At 55.6% G+C, this 18,371-nt stretch carries 15 protein-coding genes; 4 read left to right on the top strand and 11 right to left on the bottom strand.

Annotation, left to right across the window (positions count from 1 at the left end):
• Positions 1–5 precede the first annotated feature (5 nt).
• The 11 genes from atpB to rpmH all read right to left on the bottom strand — a co-directional run bounded on the left by atpB (position 6) and on the right by rpmH (position 10,857).
• Positions 6–932: a F0F1 ATP synthase subunit A gene (gene atpB / locus ACXAFI_RS17855; RefSeq protein WP_152455993.1), complete on the bottom strand. Its 927-nt coding sequence runs from the start codon at positions 930–932 to the stop codon at positions 6–8.
• Between the two features lie 49 nt (positions 933–981).
• Positions 982–1,344: an ATP synthase subunit I gene (locus tag ACXAFI_RS17850; RefSeq protein ID WP_152455995.1), complete on the bottom strand. Its 363-nt coding sequence runs from the start codon at positions 1,342–1,344 to the stop codon at positions 982–984.
• A 202-nt stretch (positions 1,345–1,546) separates the two neighbouring features.
• Positions 1,547–2,449 carry a ParB/RepB/Spo0J family partition protein gene (locus tag ACXAFI_RS17845; RefSeq protein ID WP_444920557.1) on the bottom strand — a complete coding sequence of 301 codons (903 nt, stop codon included), beginning with the start codon at positions 2,447–2,449 and terminating at the stop codon, positions 1,547–1,549.
• Between the two features lie 12 nt (positions 2,450–2,461).
• Complete coding sequence (locus ACXAFI_RS17840; RefSeq protein ID WP_475109885.1) at positions 2,462–3,271, bottom strand: ParA family protein; 810 nt, start codon at positions 3,269–3,271, stop codon at positions 2,462–2,464.
• A gap of 126 nt (positions 3,272–3,397) precedes the next feature.
• Positions 3,398–4,027 carry a 16S rRNA (guanine(527)-N(7))-methyltransferase RsmG gene (rsmG, locus tag ACXAFI_RS17835; RefSeq protein WP_475109884.1) on the bottom strand — a complete coding sequence of 210 codons (630 nt, stop codon included), beginning with the start codon at positions 4,025–4,027 and terminating at the stop codon, positions 3,398–3,400.
• An 88-nt stretch (positions 4,028–4,115) separates the two neighbouring features.
• Positions 4,116–6,005 carry a tRNA uridine-5-carboxymethylaminomethyl(34) synthesis enzyme MnmG gene (mnmG, locus tag ACXAFI_RS17830; protein WP_475109883.1) on the bottom strand — a complete coding sequence of 630 codons (1,890 nt, stop codon included), beginning with the start codon at positions 6,003–6,005 and terminating at the stop codon, positions 4,116–4,118.
• 946 nt (positions 6,006–6,951) lie between these two features.
• The gene (mnmE, locus tag ACXAFI_RS17825) at positions 6,952–8,328 is read right to left on the bottom strand and encodes a tRNA uridine-5-carboxymethylaminomethyl(34) synthesis GTPase MnmE (protein WP_475109882.1); all 1,377 of its coding nucleotides are present in this window, start codon (positions 8,326–8,328) and stop codon (positions 6,952–6,954) included.
• A gap of 75 nt (positions 8,329–8,403) precedes the next feature.
• Complete coding sequence (gene yidC, locus ACXAFI_RS17820; RefSeq protein ID WP_444920562.1) at positions 8,404–10,071, bottom strand: membrane protein insertase YidC; 1,668 nt, start codon at positions 10,069–10,071, stop codon at positions 8,404–8,406.
• Between the two features lie 8 nt (positions 10,072–10,079).
• Positions 10,080–10,313, bottom strand: coding sequence for a membrane protein insertion efficiency factor YidD (gene yidD, locus ACXAFI_RS17815; protein ID WP_083922742.1), 234 nt, complete (start codon positions 10,311–10,313; stop codon positions 10,080–10,082).
• On the bottom strand, positions 10,310–10,696 hold the full coding sequence (gene rnpA / locus ACXAFI_RS17810) for a ribonuclease P protein component (protein ID WP_152456009.1): 387 nt from the start codon (positions 10,694–10,696) through the stop codon (positions 10,310–10,312). Before rnpA ends, yidD begins: the two co-directional genes overlap by 4 nt.
• A 26-nt stretch (positions 10,697–10,722) precedes the next feature.
• Complete coding sequence (gene rpmH, locus ACXAFI_RS17805) at positions 10,723–10,857, bottom strand: 50S ribosomal protein L34 (protein WP_020413885.1); 135 nt, start codon at positions 10,855–10,857, stop codon at positions 10,723–10,725.
• A 403-nt stretch (positions 10,858–11,260) separates the two neighbouring features.
• Here rpmH and dnaA point away from each other — a divergent pair, with 403 nt between their 5' ends.
• From dnaA to gyrB, 4 genes are all read left to right on the top strand, one after another.
• Positions 11,261–13,048 (top strand): chromosomal replication initiator protein DnaA, encoded by a 1,788-nt coding sequence (gene dnaA / locus ACXAFI_RS17800; RefSeq protein WP_475109881.1) that lies wholly within the window; start codon positions 11,261–11,263, stop codon positions 13,046–13,048.
• Positions 13,049–13,080: 32 nt separating this feature from the next.
• Entirely contained in the window at positions 13,081–14,187 is a 1,107-nt protein-coding gene (dnaN, locus tag ACXAFI_RS17795) for a DNA polymerase III subunit beta (protein ID WP_444920565.1), read from the top strand.
• 136 nt (positions 14,188–14,323) lie between these two features.
• On the top strand, positions 14,324–15,430 hold the full coding sequence (gene recF / locus ACXAFI_RS17790) for a DNA replication/repair protein RecF (protein ID WP_475109880.1): 1,107 nt from the start codon (positions 14,324–14,326) through the stop codon (positions 15,428–15,430).
• An 18-nt stretch (positions 15,431–15,448) separates the two neighbouring features.
• Positions 15,449–17,869 (top strand): DNA topoisomerase (ATP-hydrolyzing) subunit B, encoded by a 2,421-nt coding sequence (gene gyrB / locus ACXAFI_RS17785; RefSeq protein WP_475109879.1) that lies wholly within the window; start codon positions 15,449–15,451, stop codon positions 17,867–17,869.
• Positions 17,870–18,371 lie beyond the last annotated feature (502 nt).

Genomic DNA, 18,371 nt, shown 5'->3' with positions numbered 1-18,371 from the left:
AAAACTTATTGATCGTGCTCGTGCTCATCGTCGCGATGGTGCGCCATCGCCATGTACACGGTGCTCAATACCATAAACACGAACGCCTGCAGCACGATGACTAGCACGTGGAAAATCGCCCAGCCCATGTGCAGGAGGCCCGCACCGATAAAGCCGAGAACGCCAACGCCAAAGACAATCGCGATCAGGATAAAGATCATTTCACCGGCGTAGAGGTTTCCAAACAGACGCAGGCCCAGGGAGATCGGCTTGGCGATCAGGGACACGGCCTCCAGCAGGAAGTTGACCGGGATCAGCAGGATGTCAAAGAACAGCTTGCCGGTATGGAAAGGGTGCAGAGTCAGCTCTTTTAGGAAGCCCAGCGCACCTTTCTCGCGAATACTGAAGAAAATCATCAGCGCGAATACCGCCAGCGCCATACCCAGGGTGGCATTGGGGTCGGTGGTCGGAACCACTTTAAAGAAGAGGTGATCGTTGCCGGAAATCTTGGCGGCGGCCATGGGCAGCCAGTCGACCGGTACCAGATCCATCAGGTTCATCAGGAAGACCCACACAAAAATGGTTAGCGCCATTGGGGCAACCATGGTATTGCGGTGGGGGAAGGTTTCCTTAACCAGTTTGTCGATAAACTCGGTGACCAGCTCCACAAAACTCTGGAAACCGGTGGGCTTGTCCACGCTGGCCTTCTTGGCGGCGCGGGCAAACAGGAAACAGAAAATCAGACCGAGGCCGATAGACCAACCCAGGGTATCCACATGTAGGGCCCAAAAGCCCATATCTGCGGCTTCCTGAGAGGAATGCGCCATAGTCCAGGTGGACTCACTAAGCACAGAGCCATCGGCACGGGTGTAACCGGCCGGCAGCTTGCCGTAAGTCATATTTTGCAGGTGGTGTTGGATATACCCCGTCGCAGTTAGAGCTTCGCCCGCCATAGTTCCTCAACAATCGTAAAAGTAAGAATTCTTTTTTCTTATCCGCCGGCTAGCGGACCATGCGCGCCACCATAATCCACTGCACGATCACACAGAGGACGTAGCTGATAAAAAGCGCGGCCGCATTCAGCGGCTTGACGGTGGCAAAAACTGCCGCAAAACCCGCCATGGTCAATATAAATTTGCCGGTTTCCGCGCGGTAGAAATTGCCTACCACGCGATGGGCCGCGCGCGCACCGCTATCGCGAAAGGCGCGCCTGCCAAAATATGCTCCGGGCAGTGCGCACAGGGCACCGCCAATAAATACAGAGAGCGCCGTCACCGGTTTGCCACTCAAGTGCAGTACCGCACTGGCCAGCGATACCAGCAGAAGCTGTACCGCGGCAATTCGTAATACCGGGGGTTTAGTCATAGACGGGATAAGCCGACTTTTTTTGCGCTGTCCGCCCAAAATTTGGGCGTGCGAATTATGCTGCAACAGCATCGCCGATTCAACCGGCAAATGTCGTCAACTTATTTGATTTTCGGGAGGTTTTGGGTGGAATGGCTCGGCGCAGTGAGTATTTGCCAACAGTTATTGCGCGCGCCACTAGGGCGCGCATTTCGCCAAGGCCTCAATCCTCGGCGTAACCCAGGTGGGCGAGAATTCCATCCAGCTCTTCCAGGTTGGTGAATTTCAGCACCAGGCGACCATTGCCCTTTTCGTTGTGATCGATAGAGACGGGCACACCAACCTTTTCCGCCAGGCGCTCGGTTAGGCGTCGGATATTGGGGTCGGGCTTGGGTTTTTCCGCTGCCGGGGTGGCCGGCTGTTGCAGGCGACGCACCAGCGCTTCTGTTTGTCGCACGGTGAGGCTGCGCTCGACAACCTGACGTGCGGCGGAACGCTGGGTGGCACCGGAGAGGCCAAGCAGCGCCTTGGCGTGTCCCAGCTCCAGGTCGCCGCGCTCGAGAAAAGTGCGCACTTCTTCACTGAGGCTCAACAAACGCAGTAGGTTGGTCACTGCGGTACGGGATTTACCCACCGCATCGGCCACTTCCTGCTGGGTCAGCTTGAATTCATCCTGTAGGCGCTTGAGGGCTACGGCTTCCTCCACCGGGTTCAGGTCTTCGCGCTGAATATTCTCGATCAGCGCCATGGCGATAGCGGCTTCATCGGAGACGCTGCGCACTATTGCTGGCACTTTTTCCAACCCAGCCAACTGGGCAGCGCGCCAGCGCCGTTCACCGGCGATAATCTCGTAACTCTGCTCACCAATGCCGCGTACGACAATCGGCTGCATAATGCCCTGGGCACGAATGGAGTCCGCCAACTCCTGCAAGGATTCCTGTGGAAAATCCCGGCGCGGCTGATAGCGACCGCGCTGCAAAAACTCGATCGGCAGCTCTTTCAACTCTCCATCGGCTACAGCAGCTTCAGTTTCCGTGTCACCGGTGACCTCGGCAATCGCGCTGCTGGCGTTATTGCTGATCAGGTGGGATAAACCCCGTCCAAGTCCTTTGCGCTTCGCGGCCATAGTAATTACCCCTTATACCGCTTCCGCCACAGGGCGGGTTTTCTTGTTGGAAGGTTGGCTGGCGGGATGACGGCGATTGATTTCGCAAGCCAATGCCAGGTAAGCGATAGCGCCCTTGGAGTGGCGATCATAATCCAACGCCGGTTTACCAAAACTGGGCGCTTCCGCCAGGCGCACATTGCGCGGAATACAGGTGCGGTACAGACGATCACCAAAGAACTCCTGCAACTGCGCCGATACCTCACTGGTGAGGCTGTTACGCGGGTCGTACATAGTGCGCAGGATACCCTCGATTTTCAGGTCTGGATTGGCGGCCTGTTGAATCTGAGTGATGGTATCGACCAGCGCCGAAAGGCCTTCCAGCGCGTAGTATTCGCACTGCATGGGAATTAACACGCCGTGAGCCGCACAAAGGGCGTTCACGGTCAGCATATTCAAAGACGGCGGGCAGTCGATAATCACGTAATCGTAGCGACTGACGACTGTGGCAAGAGCATTGCGCAAACGGGATTCGCGCCCCTCCAGATTGAGTAACTCCACCTCTGCCGCAGACAAATCGCCGTTGCCGGGGATTAAATCAAACCCGCTTTCTGTGGAGACAATGGCCTGCTCCACAGGCAATTCAGCGGCCAGCACATCGTAACCGGACACCTGCAGGTCACTTTTATCCACACCACTGCCCATGGTGGCATTGCCCTGGGGGTCCAGGTCGATCAGCAATACGCGCCGCTTGTTGGCAACCAAAGATGCGGCCAGGTTGACGCAGGTAGTGGTCTTACCAACCCCGCCTTTCTGGTTGGCCACAGCAAATATCTTGCTCAAGATTCTTGTCCTTTGTTGTTTGCGGGTGCGATTGCCCCGACGCCGGCTCGGCTTCTGGCCACGGCTGGTGAGCTCCCAGGAACGGGAAAGCTATATGGCGGGTGATAAACCCACCAAATGATTCAGTTATTCTGTGCGGCAGAGCTGGATCAGATGGCGCTCGCCGTCGCAACCGGGCACCGACAAACGGTGCACCTGCTCGACCTTAATGCCTTTTGGCAGAGCGCTCAACTCATCCTCCGGCAACTTGCCTTTCATGGCGTAAAAGCGACCAGTGGGGGCCAACATATGCTCGCTGCCATTGACCATATCCTCAATGGAAGCAAAAGCGCGAGAAACCACGCCAGCAAAAGGTTGCTCCGGCACAAAAGCTTCCACCCGCTCATTGACCACGGTGACATTGGGCAGGGGCAGGGTGCTGGCCACCTGGAACAGGAAGCGGGTCTTTTTGCCGTTACTGTCGAGTAGGGTGATAGAGCGCTCGGGATGGACAATGGCCAGGGGAATCCCTGGCAGGCCGCCACCGCTACCCACATCGATTAAAGAGCCTTCGCCACAGAGATTTACCACACTGAGGCTGTCGATAATATGGCGCTCCAGCATCTGCTCCGGATCGCGTATGGCGGACAGGTTGTAGGCACTGTTCCAGCGGGCAAACAGCGCCAGGTATTCCAGTAACTGGTCCTGCTGCCGGTCGCTCAGTACAACCGACATCTGAGCCGCTGCCTTGTGCAGGCGCGGGCGAAACTGTTCCATTGAGTGAGAAATGGGTCTATCCCCCAGTATTCCCGCGAAATTCAAATCCCCCCGCAGGGCCTCGCGGGATACCCTGTGGAAAACCGATTTATACCGCTTTTTTGCGCTTGAGCAGCCCGCGCTTTTTCAACTGGATCAGCAGCAGGGATATGGATGCGGGCGTCACGCCCGGTATCCGAGAGGCCCGCGCCAATGTATCCGGGCGGGTCTCACCCAGCTTCTGTTTGACCTCATTGGAGAGGCCGGAAATATCGCTGTAGTCGAAGTCCGCCGGGATCGGGGTATCTTCGTAGGCCTGCAAACGCTCAATTTCCTCGCGCTGGCGATCGATATAACCGGCGTACTTGGCCGAAATTTCCACCTGTTCGGCAACCTGCTCGTCGGTTACCGCTTCCCCTTTGAGGCCCGCCACATCCCCATAGCCTAGTTCCGGACGGCGCAATAGGTCCATCAGGCTGTACTCCCGCGCCAATGGCTGCGGCAGTTTGGTTTCTACGGAGGCGGCCTGGGGCGTCTTTGGGTGCACCCAGGTCTCCTGCAGACGCTGGGTTTCCTTGGCGATAGCTTCACGCTTTTCGCTGAATGCAGCCCAGCGGGTATCGTCGACCAAACCCAATTCGCGACCCTTTTCAGTCAGACGCAAGTCGGCGTTGTCCTCGCGCAGCAGCAGACGGTATTCCGCGCGGCTGGTAAACATGCGGTAGGGCTCTCTGGTGCCACTGGTGATCAAGTCATCCACAAGCACGCCCAGGTAGGCCTTGTCCCGGCGCGGTGACCAGGCTTCTCGCTCCTGGGCCTGCAGGGCGGCATTGGCGCCAGCCAGGAGACCCTGGGCGGCCGCTTCCTCGTAGCCGGTGGTGCCATTGATCTGGCCGGCAAAGTAGAGCCCCTGGATAAATTTGGTCTGCAGGGAGGGCAGTAGATCCCGCGGATCGAAGAAATCGTACTCAATCGCATAGCCCGGGCGGGTGATATGCGCCTTTTCAAAGCCCTTGATGGAGTGCACCAGCGCAATCTGCACATCGAAGGGCAGACTGGTGGAAATACCGTTGGGGTACAGCTCGTTGGTAGTCAGCCCCTCGGGCTCGATAAACACCTGGTGGCTGTCTTTGTCCGCAAAACGGTGCACCTTGTCCTCGATGGAGGGGCAATAGCGCGGGCCAATCCCCTCAATCACACCGGAGTACATGGGCGAGCGATCGAGTCCACCCTGGATAATTTCATGGGTGCGGGCATTGGTGTGGGTAATCCAGCAACAGATCTGGCGCGGGTGTTGGTCGCGGCTGCCCAGGTAAGACATCACCGGAGTGGGAGCATCCCCCCATTGCTCCTCCAACCCACTGAAATCTACAGAGCGGGCATCAATGCGGGGAGGCGTACCGGTTTTCAGGCGATCGACGCGGAAGGGCAATTCGCGCAGGCGGTCCGCCAGAGCAATCGAAGGTGGATCTCCAGCACGGCCACCGGCATGGTTATCCAATCCAATATGGATTCGGCCGCCGAGGAAGGTCCCGGCGGTCAGTACCACTGTCCTGGCGCGGAAGCGCACGCCAGCATTGGTGACAACCCCGACCACGCGTTCGCCTTCGACAATCAGATCATCCGCTGCCTGTTGGAAGATCTCCAGGTTTTCCTGAGCTTCCAGGATTGAGCGGATGGCAGCGCGGTACAGGGCCCTGTCGGCCTGAGCGCGGGTTGCCCGTACAGCTGGACCCTTGCGGGCATTCAGTACCCGAAACTGGATACCACCCAGGTCAGTTGCGGTTGCCATAGCGCCACCGAGGGCATCCACTTCCTTCACCAGGTGGCTCTTGCCTATGCCACCAATGGCTGGATTGCAGGACATCTGTCCGAGAGTTTCGATGTTGTGAGTCAGCAGCAGGGTAGAGACTCCCATTCGTGCGGCTGCCAGGGAGGCTTCGGTACCCGCGTGGCCTCCGCCGATCACGATCACATCATAGGTTTTGGGAAAATCCATAGTGGCTGCTACTGGTTACAACTTGGGGCGCACATTTTATAGTCAGTAAGAGTCCTCAGCAATTGGCTTTATTCATGCCGTTCAGGAAACCTCTGCCTCTGTCTTTCTCTCTCTTTCTTGAGTATCAACTTTTAATCGCTTGACCCTCTTAGAGGGATGAATCTCAAAACGCTGTCTAGCTTTCTTAAATACTCTTATTAATGAATATATGTATATCTTAAAGAGTATTTTTTTATATTTGTTGTTTTTATTAGGCTGCGACCAATCCGGTATAAGCCCAAAAAAACCTTTAAAAACAACAAGTTATGGAGATGAAAACCCTGCCGACAAACCCTTGGTGGACACAGGGGTAACCGCGGTATGAGGCTGTGAAAACTTGGGACAACTTTGCCTCATCTATCGTTCTTAGGAAGTTATCATCATACCGTTGTTCTATTTTGCAGGTGCTTATCCCCTCTTTTGCTCACAATCAGTTTTTTTCGACTAGTGCTTGTTGTGCTTTACCCGGACTTTCTGGGGGGGACCTGTGAGTAGTTGAGCATAATGTATAAATCTGTGCATATACCCATTGGATGGGTGTGGGTTAATGGTGAGATAACTGCCAATAAGCTTATCCACGGGAAATCCCCGTGGACATGTATAACTTCTTTCCCTCAATAGCCATTTAAACAGCGGCTTCAAGCTTATTTCTCACCTATTTCGTGGAAAATATGCGGGAAAGCTGGGGATTAAATAGAACTTTTTAGCAACTTAGGATAGATCTGGGCTCTTCCTGTGAGCAAGAGGTGTGGAACTTGTGCCTGAAGGAGAATAAGAAGAATAAGAAGAAGGAAGAGTAGGAAGGTAGGATAGGGAAGAGAAGAGGACGCTATTTGCTAGCGTCCTAATTGGATAAGTTGCGGGTCGAATACCTTTGAATCTATGCGTCTATTTACCGATACAGAAGCTACTTACCGATACAGAAGCTACCAAAAATCTTTCCGAGCAGCTCGTCCGCGCTCACGGTGCCGGTGATTTCCCCCAGTGCCTGCTGGGCCTGACGCAAGTCTTCGGCAAGTAACTCACCGGCACCGTGACTGTGAAGCTGTTGGGAGCCTTGCTCGATAAAAGCGCGGGCCCGCTCAAGTGCCTCTAAATGTCTTCTCCGCGCGCTAAAGTTGCCTTCGGCAGCGCCACTGAAGCCGATAGACTGTTTTAAATGCTCCTTCAGCGCTTCGAGGCCCGCACCGGTCTTGGCGCTGATGGCGATTACCGGCACACCTTCAGTGTGGGCTTGGAGTCCGGCACTGTAATCGCTGAGATCAATTTTATTCAGTACCAGTGTGAGCTTGTCTAAGTCCTGAAGCTGGTGGGTAAACTCCGGCCAGGCCTCTGCCGGGTCCAGTGAGTGGAGTTGCTCTGCATCCATTACCAGGAGCACGCGATCCGCCTGGTGAATCTCCTCCCAGGCCCGCTCGATTCCGATCTGCTCTACCTTGTCTGGCGCATCCCGCAGACCGGCGGTATCGGCGAACTGCAGGGGCATGCCGTCAATGTGGATATCTTCCCGTAAGATATCGCGGGTGGTGCCGGCTATATCGGTGACGATGGCGGTATCGCGCCCCGCAAGGGCATTGAGCAGGCTCGACTTGCCGGCATTGGGGCGCCCGGCAATGGCCACGCGCATACCCTCGCGCATAATGGCGCCCTGGCGCGCCTGGGCTTCCACGCCCGCCATTTGCGCCAGTAGGGCCTGGATATCCGCAGCCACCTTGCCATCGGCGAGAAAGTCGATCTCCTCTTCGGGAAAATCGATGGCGGCTTCCACATAGATGCGCAGGTGGGTGAGGCTTTCTACAAGGTCTTCGATCTTGTCGGAAAAAGCGCCCTGTAGTGAACGCATGGCGTTGCGTGCCGCTTGAGTACTACCGGCATCGATGAGATCGGCGATCGCTTCGGCTTGGGTGAGGTCCATTTTATCGTTGAGGAAGGCGCGCTCGGAAAACTCACCGGGGCGTGCTTGTCGGGCCCCCAGTTCGATCGTTGCCTTCAGCAGTTGATCGAGAATGACCGGGCCACCGTGGCCCTGCAGTTCCACCACATCCTCTCCGGTAAACGAGTTGGGGCCTGGGAAAAATAGGGCGAGTCCCTGGTCGATCAGCCGCTCACTGTGGCAAAAATTTCGGTAATGGGCATAGCGCGCTTTGAGTGGTTTATCCCCACAGATTTGCTGGGCAATGGGCAGGGCTTTGGGGCCTGAGAGGCGGATTACACCGATACCACCGCGCCCCGGTGCGGTGGCGACGGCGGCGATGGTGTCACGATTAAGGCTTTGTTGTGTCATCGGCTGAGTGTACTCGACATAACGGAAAAGGGCCGCTGTTGCGGCCCTTGTTGTTTGTGATCTGTGGATACTTGATCAGTATTTTCCAGCATCCACCTGCTTGTTGATATACCAGGTTTGACCGATGGTGATCAGGTTGTTGGCGATCCAGTACAGGACCAGGCCAGCCGGGAACCACAGGAAGAACACCGTCATCATCACCGGCATCAGCTGCATGATGCGGGCCTGGGTCGGGTCGGTGGGGGCCGGGTTTAGCTTCTGCATAAACCACATGGACAGGCCCATCAGTACTGGCAGGATGAAATAGGGGTCCTTCGCCGACAGGTCGTGAATCCAGAAGATCCAGGGTGCGTGGCGCAGCTCTACGGTTTCGGTGAGCATCCAGTAGAGGGCGATAAACACCGGCATCTGCAGCAGGATCGGCAGGCAGCCCCCCATGGGATTGATCTTCTCGCGGCGGTAGAGCTTCATGGTCTCTTCCGCCAACTTCTGACGATTGTCCTTGTACTGCTCCTGTAGCTTTTTCATCTGCGGAGCGAATTTGCGCATGCGCGCCATAGACTTGGTGCCTGCGGCGGACAGCGGCAGCAGCAGTGTCTTGATAAATACGGTGAGCAGGATAATCGCCCAGCCCCAGTTGCTGACGATATGTTCCTGGATAAAGTGCAGTACGCGGAACAGCGGCTTGGCAATCCACCAGAGCCAGCCGTAGTCCACGGTCAGGTCCAGGTAGGGGGAGATCTCTTCCAGTCGGTAGACGTCTTTCGGACCAGCATAGAAAGAGGCGCTCAGCTCACCCTGGGTCGCGGCGGGAATTTGCACCGGCTGGGCGGTGAAGCCCATACGGAATAGTCCGTTGGATAGCTCGCGCAGCTCAAAAGTATTGCGCTCGTCCTGAGGGGGAATCCAGGCACTGAGGAAATAGTGCTGCACCATGGCTACCCAGCCGCCTTCAATGGTTTCTTTGGTGGGCTTTTCGGCGATCTCCTCAAAATCCTGCTTGAAGTAATTTTCTTCGTTGGTGTGCAGGGCGGCACCGAGGAAGGGTGACATGCCAAAACCGGTATCCGTCACCGGCTCACTGGCATCGCGCTTGATCTGGCCGAACATAGCGGCGGACCAGGGCTTGGCGCTGGTGTTATCCACCAGGTAGGCCACCTGGACGAGGTAGTCGCCACGCTTAAAGGTGTAGCGCTTGGTGATATTTGCGCCTTCTTGCTGCAGGGTCAGGTCCACAACCAGCTGATCCTGCCCTTCGACCATGGCGTAGTTGGTCTTTTCAACCTTGAACAAGGGACGGCCGGCGGCGCTATCGGTGCCATTGTTACCGATCAGGCCACTCTGGGCGATATAGGTGTGGTAGCGGGTCTGGTTTAACAGGATCAGGGGCTGGTCCGGTGTATCCAGCTTTTCCTGGAACTGCCGCAGGGCGACCTTAACGATATCTCCGCCACGGGGATCGATCAAAAGATCAAACACATCGGTGGTGACATGGATGAGCGTGCGCTCGCCGCTATCGGTGCCTGTCTCTGCTGGCGCCTGGGACTCCAGTTGGGGCACATCGCCATTGCCGTTGTCGCTGGTCTGCGCCGGGATCTGGCTGCCGCTTTGTACATCGTTGTGTACTATGGTTTCGCGGTCGAGTTCAGGAGTGTGCTGCTCTTGAAATGCATTCCACTGGAAGATAAGTGCCAGGAGAACCGCGAGAATTCCACCAAGCAGCGTATAGCGTTGCCAATCCATCTTAATACCTAGAGCGTGTTCTTGTGTTTGGTGGGGGGAACCGGGTCCAACCCACCTGGGTGCCAGGGGTGGCATTTTATAAGGCGGCGCGCGGTTAAATAACCCCCTTTTAAGGCTCCGTGAGTCTCAATAGCCTCTTCGGAGTAGCGGGAGCAGGTTGGGTAAAAGCGGCATTGGTTGCCTACCCAAGGGCTGGCCAGATAGCGATATACGTGTATCAACTTGATCAGCAGCCACTTCATGACTTCGATTGTGGCTGTTGCGCGCGCTTGGCCAGCTTGCGCCAGAGCTTGTTTAGTGTCTTTGCCAGTGCGGCCTTATCCAGATCTGCAACCCCAGGTCGCGCCAATACCACAGCATCCAGCGGCGGCAACTGGTGTTGCTGCAGGCGGAACGTTTCGCGGGTGATTCGCTTGATTCGATTGCGATCGGAGGCATTGCGCACATGCTTCTTGGCGATTACCAGGCCGAGGCGCGGGTGTTCCAAGTCACTAGGGCAGGCGAGAATCAAAAGGTGGGGATGCGCGGCGCGCACAAAGTTTTCATTGAAAACCTTGCGATACTGCGCCGCATTTAGCAGGCGCAGCGTCTTGGCAAATCCGAAGCTGCTGCGCGCCTGCTGCATAAAAGAGGTCTCTAAAAGAAGAGAAATTATGCAGACAGTACTTTGCGGCCTTTAGCGCGACGGCGGGCCAGGATTTTACGGCCGTTTTTAGTTGCCATACGAGCGCGGAAACCGTGAGTGCGTTTGCGCTTCAAATTGCTGGGTTGAAATGTGCGTTTCATAGTCTTGCTACCTGAGACTTTGTGTTCAAGATTTCTCGGGACCATCCCCGGCCGCGGCCTGGGCTCCGGTCCGGCACAGAGCCGGCGCAGACGGAGCTACGCGCTGCGAAGGCCGCGGATTGTATAGAAAGGCAGCAGTGAAAGCAACGCACAGGCCGGGGAAATTCGGCTTGTTTATCACCTAAATTACGGGTTCCTATCACGCCAGTTTATCAAGCCCTTGAGATGCCTGAAATATTTGGCGATGCCCACCGATTGATCCCAAGATATGCACAGAGTCCTGTGGATAAGTGTGTCGATATGCGCGCTTCACCTGTCTAATTGTTGCGCAAATACTTGATTGCATGGACCTTTTTACTTAATTTTTTCAACAGATCGATGCTTTCTTGTGGATAACCCATCGATGGAAAGGTATACTGCGCCGATCTTATTTGACGGCTCGGGCGTTTCAGCCCTGTCATGCCGTTGTCTCCGTGGTCTTACCATTTTGGGGTTTTTGGGGGGTTTCTTGACTGAATCCGTTTGGAAGCAGTGCGCGAACTGTTTACAGGATGAACTGCCATCTCAGCAGTTCAACACCTGGATCAGGCCGCTGCGTGTCAATCCCGCGTGTGCGGAGGGTGAGCTGCGCTTGGTCGCACCAAATCGCTTCGTACTGGACTGGGTTGGCGGTAAATTCCTTCATCGTATCCGCGAGCTGGTACATCAGTTCTCTCCGGGGCAGCCACTACAAGTGGGGCTGGAGATTACAGCGCGACGCCCCGCACGTTTCCAACGCAACCGCTCTGCGATGGAGGCGGCACCAGCTCCAACACCTATGCCACCAACGGCACCGTCCTCTAATACTGTGGCGCCATCAATGGCGCACAGCGCCTCTTCGAACCCGGTGGATTTCCCCTCTACGCCAGCGGGAGTGGTCTCCCCTGTGGCTTCCCAGGGGTATATGAACCAAGTGGAGACACCTGCAGCTCCTATTCCCACGCAGCCCCCAATGGGCGGTGGTTTTGGTGCTAATCCTCATCCGGCACTGGAAGAGGAGACAAATTCCCGACAAATGAGCAAGGGGGAGCAGGCGGTATCCGATATCCGCCCAGCGGTAATGAACGACATGATGCGTTCTATCCCGGAACAGCCTGCGCGCCAGGTTGAAGTTGAGGGCGCTATAAAACACGGCAGTTCCCTCAATCGTAATTTCACTTTTAAATCCTTTGTCGAAGGCAAGTCCAATCAGCTTGGCTTGGCCGCTGCCCAGCAAATCTCCGACAATCCCGGTGGCGCCTATAACCCACTCTTTATATATGGTGGCGTGGGCCTGGGTAAAACACACTTGATGCACGCAGTGGGCAATGCGCTATTGGAGCGCAATCCCAACGCTAAGGTGGTCTACCTGCACTCCGAGCGCTTTGTTGCGGATATGGTGAAGGCGCTGCAGCTCAACGCCATCAGCGACTTTAAGCGCTATTACCGCTCGGTGGATGCGCTGTTGATTGATGACATCCAGTTTTTTGCCGGCAAGGAGCGCTCCCAGGAAGAGTTTTTCCACACCTTTAATGCGCTTCTTGAGGGTGGTCAGCAGATCATCCTCACTTGTGATCGCTACCCGAAAGAGATCGATGGACTGGAAGAGCGCCTCAAATCCCGCTTTGGCTGGGGTCTCACCGTGGCGGTGGAGCCGCCGGAACTGGAAACCCGCGTAGCCATATTAATGAAGAAAGCGGAGCAATTTGGTGTTGAGCTGCCGCACGATTCCGCTTTCTTTATCGCCCAGCGAATTCGCTCCAATGTGCGCGAGCTGGAGGGCGCCCTGCGCCGGGTGATTGCCAACGCACAGTTTACTGGCCGCGCCATTGACGATGTCTTGGTGCGCGAGGCGCTCAAGGATCTCCTCGCTCTGCAGGACCGCCTGGTGAGCGTGGACAATATCCAGCGTGTGGTAGCCGAATACTACAAGATCAAGGTGGCCGACCTGTTGTCCAAGCGCCGCAGCCGCTCTGTGGCGCGTCCGCGCCAGGTGGCCATGTCTCTGGCCAAAGAGTTGACCAACCACAGTTTGCCGGAGATTGGCGATGCTTTTGGCGGGCGAGACCACACCACGGTTTTGCACGCCTGCCGTAAAATTCGCGAATTGCAGGAGTCTGACGCGGATATCCGCGAGGACGTAAAGTTACTGACACGGTCGTTGACCACTTAATCGAATAACTGACAAACAAGGCGAAACTACCGATGAAATTCAATGTGAGCCGGGACGCCCTGCTGAAGCCCCTACAACTGGTAGCCGGTGTCGTTGAGAAGCGCCAGACCCTGCCGGTCCTGGCCAATGTATTGATGCAATTACAAGGTCAGGAGTTGTCCCTGACCGGTACAGATCTCGAAGTGGAGATTGTCGGCCGCCTGCCGGTGGACGGCGTGGAGATGGAAGGCGAAGTCACCGTCCCAGCACGCAAGTTACTGGATATCTGTCGCTCACTGCCTGATGGCGCCGAACTAAAGTTTGAGCGCGACGGTGAGCGCCTGGTATTGCGCAGCGGTCGCAGCCGTTTTCAGTTATCGACTCTACCCGCAGCGGACTTCCCCAATCAGGAGGAGGCCAGCGCCCAGACCCGTTTCGATATCTCCCAGCGCGAGATTCGACGCCTGATCGAGGCCACCAGCTTTGCCATGGCCCAGCAGGACGTGCGCTACTACCTGAATGGCCTGCTGTTGGAGTGTCGCCCACAGCAGTTGCGAGCGGTAGCAACGGACGGGCACCGCCTGGCCCTGTGTGACCGCGATGCCCCGGGCTTGAATGTATCGGAGCCGATCCAGGCGATTGTACCGCGCAAGGGGGTGCTGGAATTGGGCCGCCTGCTGGAAGATACCGACGTGCAGGCGCAGGTGGTATTAGGCAACAATCATATCCGTGTGATGAGTGGCCAGTTCACCTTCACCTCCAAACTGGTGGATGGAAAATTCCCGGATTACGAGCGCGTGCTGCCGCGGGGTGCGGGCAATGTGGTATATGCCGATCGTCAGGGCTTGCGTCAGGCCTTCTCCCGGGCAGCGATTCTCTCCAATGAGAAATACCGCGGGGTGCGTTTGCAGGTCTCCGAAGGGCTGTTGCAGATAGTGGCCAACAACCCCGAACAGGAGGAGGCAGAAGAGCAAATGATGGTGGATTACGTGGGGGAGCCTATGGAAATTGGCTTCAACGTTTCCTATCTGCTCGACGTTACCGGTGCTATTCATAGCGACCAGATTCGCATCAGCCTGGCGGATGCCAACAGTAGTGCTCTGCTGCAGCAACCTGAGGACGGTGACGCCCTCTATGTGATTATGCCGATGCGCCTGTAAGTCTGGCTAACCAGCACTTGGCTCACAAACGGGAAGGGACCGCTTTGCATCATCAACAAGCGGTCCCTTTATTTTATCTGGTATTTTATCTGGATTTCACCGCGGGAATTTCCCCGGCTAACAAGCGGAAGGGTTCATGGCACTGAGCCGCCTTCTCATTTCCAATTTTCGCAACATCTCCCACGCCGATCTGCTTTTAGATACGGGGGTGAACCTGTTTTGTGGCGTCAATGGCAGCGGCAAGACCTCAATCCTTGAAGCTGTCCATATGTTGGCTACCGGTCGCTCCTTTCGATCTCGCCAGCATAAATCCGTAATTCGGCACGATCATTCGGGGCTCACAGTTTTTACCCAGCTGGATACGGGCTTCAACCTTGGAGTCGAACGCCTGGCCGATGGTGGTGGTCGTGTGCGTATCAATCAGGCAGCGGCGGAGTCCAGTTCACAACTGGCTAACTGTTTACCTTTGCAACTGATTAATAGCGATAGTTTCTCCGCTCTGGATGGAGGGCCAGGGGTACGCAGGCGACTCCTGGATTGGACAGTGTTCCACGTGGAACATCTCTTTGCCCAGGAGTGGAAAAATTACCAAATCGCATTGAAGCAGCGAAATGCCTTGTTGCGACGTGGTAAAATCGACGCGGATGCGATCGGGATTTGGGAGTATCAATTGGCCCAGAGCGGCGAGAGGGTGGACACCCTGCGCCTTGGCCAATTTCAGGAATTACAGGCAGCCGTGTCTGCCCTGCTGGATGAATTACCACAGAGCCTGTTGAATCGTGTAGATATCAGTTACCGGCGGGGTTGGCGCAAGGAAATTGCTCTGGCTGAGGCACTGAGGGAGTCCCGGGAAGGGGATCTCAATCAGGGGCATACCCGCACGGGGCCTCACAGAGCCGATCTCCGATTTACCGTAGCCGGTGAGCCAGCACACAATGTTTTGTCGCGAGGCCAGCAAAAGATGCTGGTATGCGCCGTACGCACGGCTATGGCGCAACTGGTGTGTCGCCACCGGGAGAAACCGGTGTTCCTTGTGGACGACTTGCCGGCGGAGTTGGATGATCACAATCAACAAGTTTTTGCCCAGTGGGTTGGCCGTTGTGCCAGCCAGGTACTGGTAACCGGAATAGATGAGGGCACTACGAGCCGCCCCTGGCGCCAGCTCGAAGCCCCTTGGAATTGCCCAAAAGTGTTCCACGTGGAACATGGGAATATCAGCGCCGAGGCATCGGCCGCACAATAAGTTGAATGGAGCGAATAAATGTCAGAGCAGCAAAGCTATGACTCGAGCAGTATCAAGGTACTTAAAGGCCTGGATGCGGTGCGCAAGCGCCCCGGAATGTATATCGGTGATACCGACGATGGCACCGGCCTGCATCATATGGTTTTTGAGGTGGTCGACAACTCCATCGACGAAGCACTGGCTGGCCATTGCGACGAGATTCGCGTAACTATCCATCCAGATGAGTCGATCTCCGTCTCTGATAATGGCCGAGGTATTCCCACAGAAATCCACTCGGAAGAAGGGGTTTCCGCCGCAGAAGTGATTATGACCGTGCTGCATGCCGGTGGTAAGTTTGACGACAATACCTATAAGGTATCCGGTGGTCTGCACGGCGTGGGTGTGTCGGTAGTGAATGCGCTCTCCAGAGAGCTGAAGTTGACCATCCGCCGCGGAGGCAAAATCCACGAGCAAACCTACCATCACGGTGTGCCCCAGGCACCATTGGAAGTGGTGGGTGATAGCGATACCACTGGCACCACGGTGCATTTCAAGCCCTCTGCCGATACCTTCAGCAATATCGAATTCCACTTTGATGTATTGGCTAAACGCTTACGCGAGTTGTCCTTCCTGAATTCCGGTGTGCGTATCGTGCTGAAAGATGAGCGCAGCGCTAAAGAAGAGGTATACGAATACGAGGGTGGTTTGAGTGCCTTCGTTGAGTTTCTCAACCAGAACAAAACCCCCATCAACAAGGTACTGCACTTCCAAAGCCAGCGTGAAGACGGTATTGCCGTAGAGGTGGCGCTACAGTGGAATGACAGCTTCCAGGAAAGCATCTTCTGCTACACCAACAATATTCCCCAGCGCGATGGAGGCACTCACCTGGCGGGATTCCGCGCTGCCCTGACGCGCGGCCTGAATACCTATATTGAGCGCGAGGGCCTGGGCAAGAAGGATAAGGTCAACACCACTGGTGACGATGCCCGCGAAGGCCTTACCGCGATTATTTCCGTCAAAGTGCCGGACCCCAAGTTCTCTTCGCAGACCAAAGACAAGCTGGTTTCCTCCGAGGTGAAGCCCGCCGTTGAGCAGGAGATGGGGCAGCATTTCAACGATTACCTGTTGGAGAACCCCCAGGAAGCCAAGTCCGTCGTTACCAAGATGATCGATGCGGCGAAAGCCCGTGAGGCGGCGCGCAAGGCGCGTGAGATGACCCGCCGTAAGGGCGCCCTGGATATCGCCGGTCTGCCCGGCAAACTGGCTGACTGCCAGCAGAAAGACCCAGCGCTATCTGAAATCTACCTGGTGGAGGGTGACTCCGCCGGTGGTTCTGCCAAACAGGGGCGCGACCGCCGCACCCAGGCGATCCTGCCTTTGAAAGGCAAGATCCTCAACGTGGAGAAAGCGCGCTTCGACAAGATGCTCTCCAGTGCCGAAGTGGGCACCCTGATTACCGCGCTGGGTTGTGGTATCGGCAAGAGCGAGTTCAACCCCGACAAGCTGCGCTACCACAGCATCATCATCATGACCGATGCGGACGTGGACGGTGCCCATATCCGCACACTGCTGCTGACCTTCTTCTTCCGCCAGATGCCGGAGTTGATCGAGCGCGGCCATATCTATATCGCCCAGCCGCCGTTGTACAAGATCTCCAAGGGCAAGCAGGAGCAGTACTTAAAGGATGAGGGCGCTCTGACCCAGTTCCTTACCAATGCCGCCCTGGAAGGCGCCACACTATTTGTAAACCCGGATGCTCCTGGGCTATCTGGCGCTTCCCTGGAGAGCCTGGTAGGCGAGTACCGCAGCGTGCTGGCCACTATTGATCGCTTGTCCCGCCTCTATCCAGAAGAAGTGCTGCGCAGCATGATCTACCTGCCGAGCCTTTCTCAAGAGGATCTGCAATCCCAGGAGAAGGTGGCTGAATGGTGTGCTCAGCTACAGGAAAAGCTCGCCGATGAGGAGAGTGGTGGAACCCGTCGCCATGAAGTGACTGTGCAGGAAAATACCGAGCGCGGGCTATTCCTGCCCCATATCCACATCGTGGCGCATGGCGTCGGCAGCGACTACCTGATCAACCACGAGTTCTTCGATTCCGCTGAGTACACTTCTATCTGTTCACTGGGTGAGAAAATGGTGGGCTTGTTGGAAGAGGGTGCCTTTATCCAGCGTGGTGAGAAACAACACGCCGTCGGCAGTTTCCCCGAGGTAATGGATTGGTTGATGGGCGAGAGCCGCCGGGGTTACGGTATCCAGCGCTATAAGGGCTTGGGTGAGATGAACCCCGAGCAATTGTGGGAGACCACCATGGACCCTGAGAGCCGCCGTATGCTGCAGGTCACCGTTGAGGATGCCATTGCCGCAGACCAGATCTTTACCACCCTGATGGGCGATCAGGTAGAGCCGCGCCGCGACTTTATCGAGACCAATGCCCTGGCGGTGGAAAACCTGGATGTGTAGAGCTTTTAAATGGCTGAATAACATTTAAGCTGACTTTGAGCTACCTCTGATCCTCAGATATTGGGCTTAGGGGTAGCTAAACAAAGTTTGATATCGTTTATATTTGTATTTTCTCTATTTATTCTCTCCACCACTAGGTAGTGGTATACGAATAATAATTCCCAATTCATTTTCACTCCAAAATACCACTGATTGTCATTTTTAATTTAATGTATTTCTGAGGCGCGTTGCTTCTATTTGTACTTCGTCGAAATTAGAGTAAAGGTAATGGTGGTATCTACAAGGGTGTCTTTAGGCCCTGTCTGGCCATTATAATAAGGTACCTATTTTTCTCCCTAAGTACGGTTGTATCCAGCTGATTCAACATCAGTAAGTGGCGAAAGTTATGAATCGTCGTCTCATCGGGGATTGGATCGTTCAAAGTGAATCCGGCAAAAGTATGCATAGATTCGATCTCATTTAACGTAAAACTTCCGTGACGGATTCACTGAGATTGTAAAAC

The sequence above is a fragment of the Microbulbifer sp. ABH2_005 genome (assembly GCF_056160005.1).
Note: the sequence above shows the minus strand (reverse complement) of the source record. Positions and strands in the feature narration are given on the sequence as shown.

Excerpts from the sequence above, each read along its gene's own strand:
- atpB (WP_152455993.1), bottom strand. The coding sequence starts at position 932 with ATGGCGGGCGAAGCTCTAACTGCGACGGGGTATATCCAACACCACCTG.
- ACXAFI_RS17850 (WP_152455995.1), bottom strand. The coding sequence starts at position 1,344 with ATGACTAAACCCCCGGTATTACGAATTGCCGCGGTACAGCTTCTGCTG.
- ACXAFI_RS17845 (WP_444920557.1), bottom strand. The coding sequence starts at position 2,449 with ATGGCCGCGAAGCGCAAAGGACTTGGACGGGGTTTATCCCACCTGATC.
- rsmG (WP_475109884.1), bottom strand. The coding sequence starts at position 4,027 with ATGGAACAGTTTCGCCCGCGCCTGCACAAGGCAGCGGCTCAGATGTCG.
- mnmG (WP_475109883.1), bottom strand. The coding sequence starts at position 6,005 with ATGGATTTTCCCAAAACCTATGATGTGATCGTGATCGGCGGAGGCCAC.
- mnmE (WP_475109882.1), bottom strand. The coding sequence starts at position 8,328 with ATGACACAACAAAGCCTTAATCGTGACACCATCGCCGCCGTCGCCACC.
- yidC (WP_444920562.1), bottom strand. The coding sequence starts at position 10,071 with ATGGATTGGCAACGCTATACGCTGCTTGGTGGAATTCTCGCGGTTCTC.
- yidD (WP_083922742.1), bottom strand. The coding sequence starts at position 10,313 with ATGAAGTGGCTGCTGATCAAGTTGATACACGTATATCGCTATCTGGCC.
- rnpA (WP_152456009.1), bottom strand. The coding sequence starts at position 10,696 with ATGCAGCAGGCGCGCAGCAGCTTCGGATTTGCCAAGACGCTGCGCCTG.
- rpmH (WP_020413885.1), bottom strand. The coding sequence starts at position 10,857 with ATGAAACGCACATTTCAACCCAGCAATTTGAAGCGCAAACGCACTCAC.
- dnaA (WP_475109881.1), top strand. The coding sequence starts at position 11,261 with ATGGAAAGGTATACTGCGCCGATCTTATTTGACGGCTCGGGCGTTTCA.
- dnaN (WP_444920565.1), top strand. The coding sequence starts at position 13,081 with ATGAAATTCAATGTGAGCCGGGACGCCCTGCTGAAGCCCCTACAACTG.
- recF (WP_475109880.1), top strand. The coding sequence starts at position 14,324 with ATGGCACTGAGCCGCCTTCTCATTTCCAATTTTCGCAACATCTCCCAC.
- gyrB (WP_475109879.1), top strand. The coding sequence starts at position 15,449 with ATGTCAGAGCAGCAAAGCTATGACTCGAGCAGTATCAAGGTACTTAAA.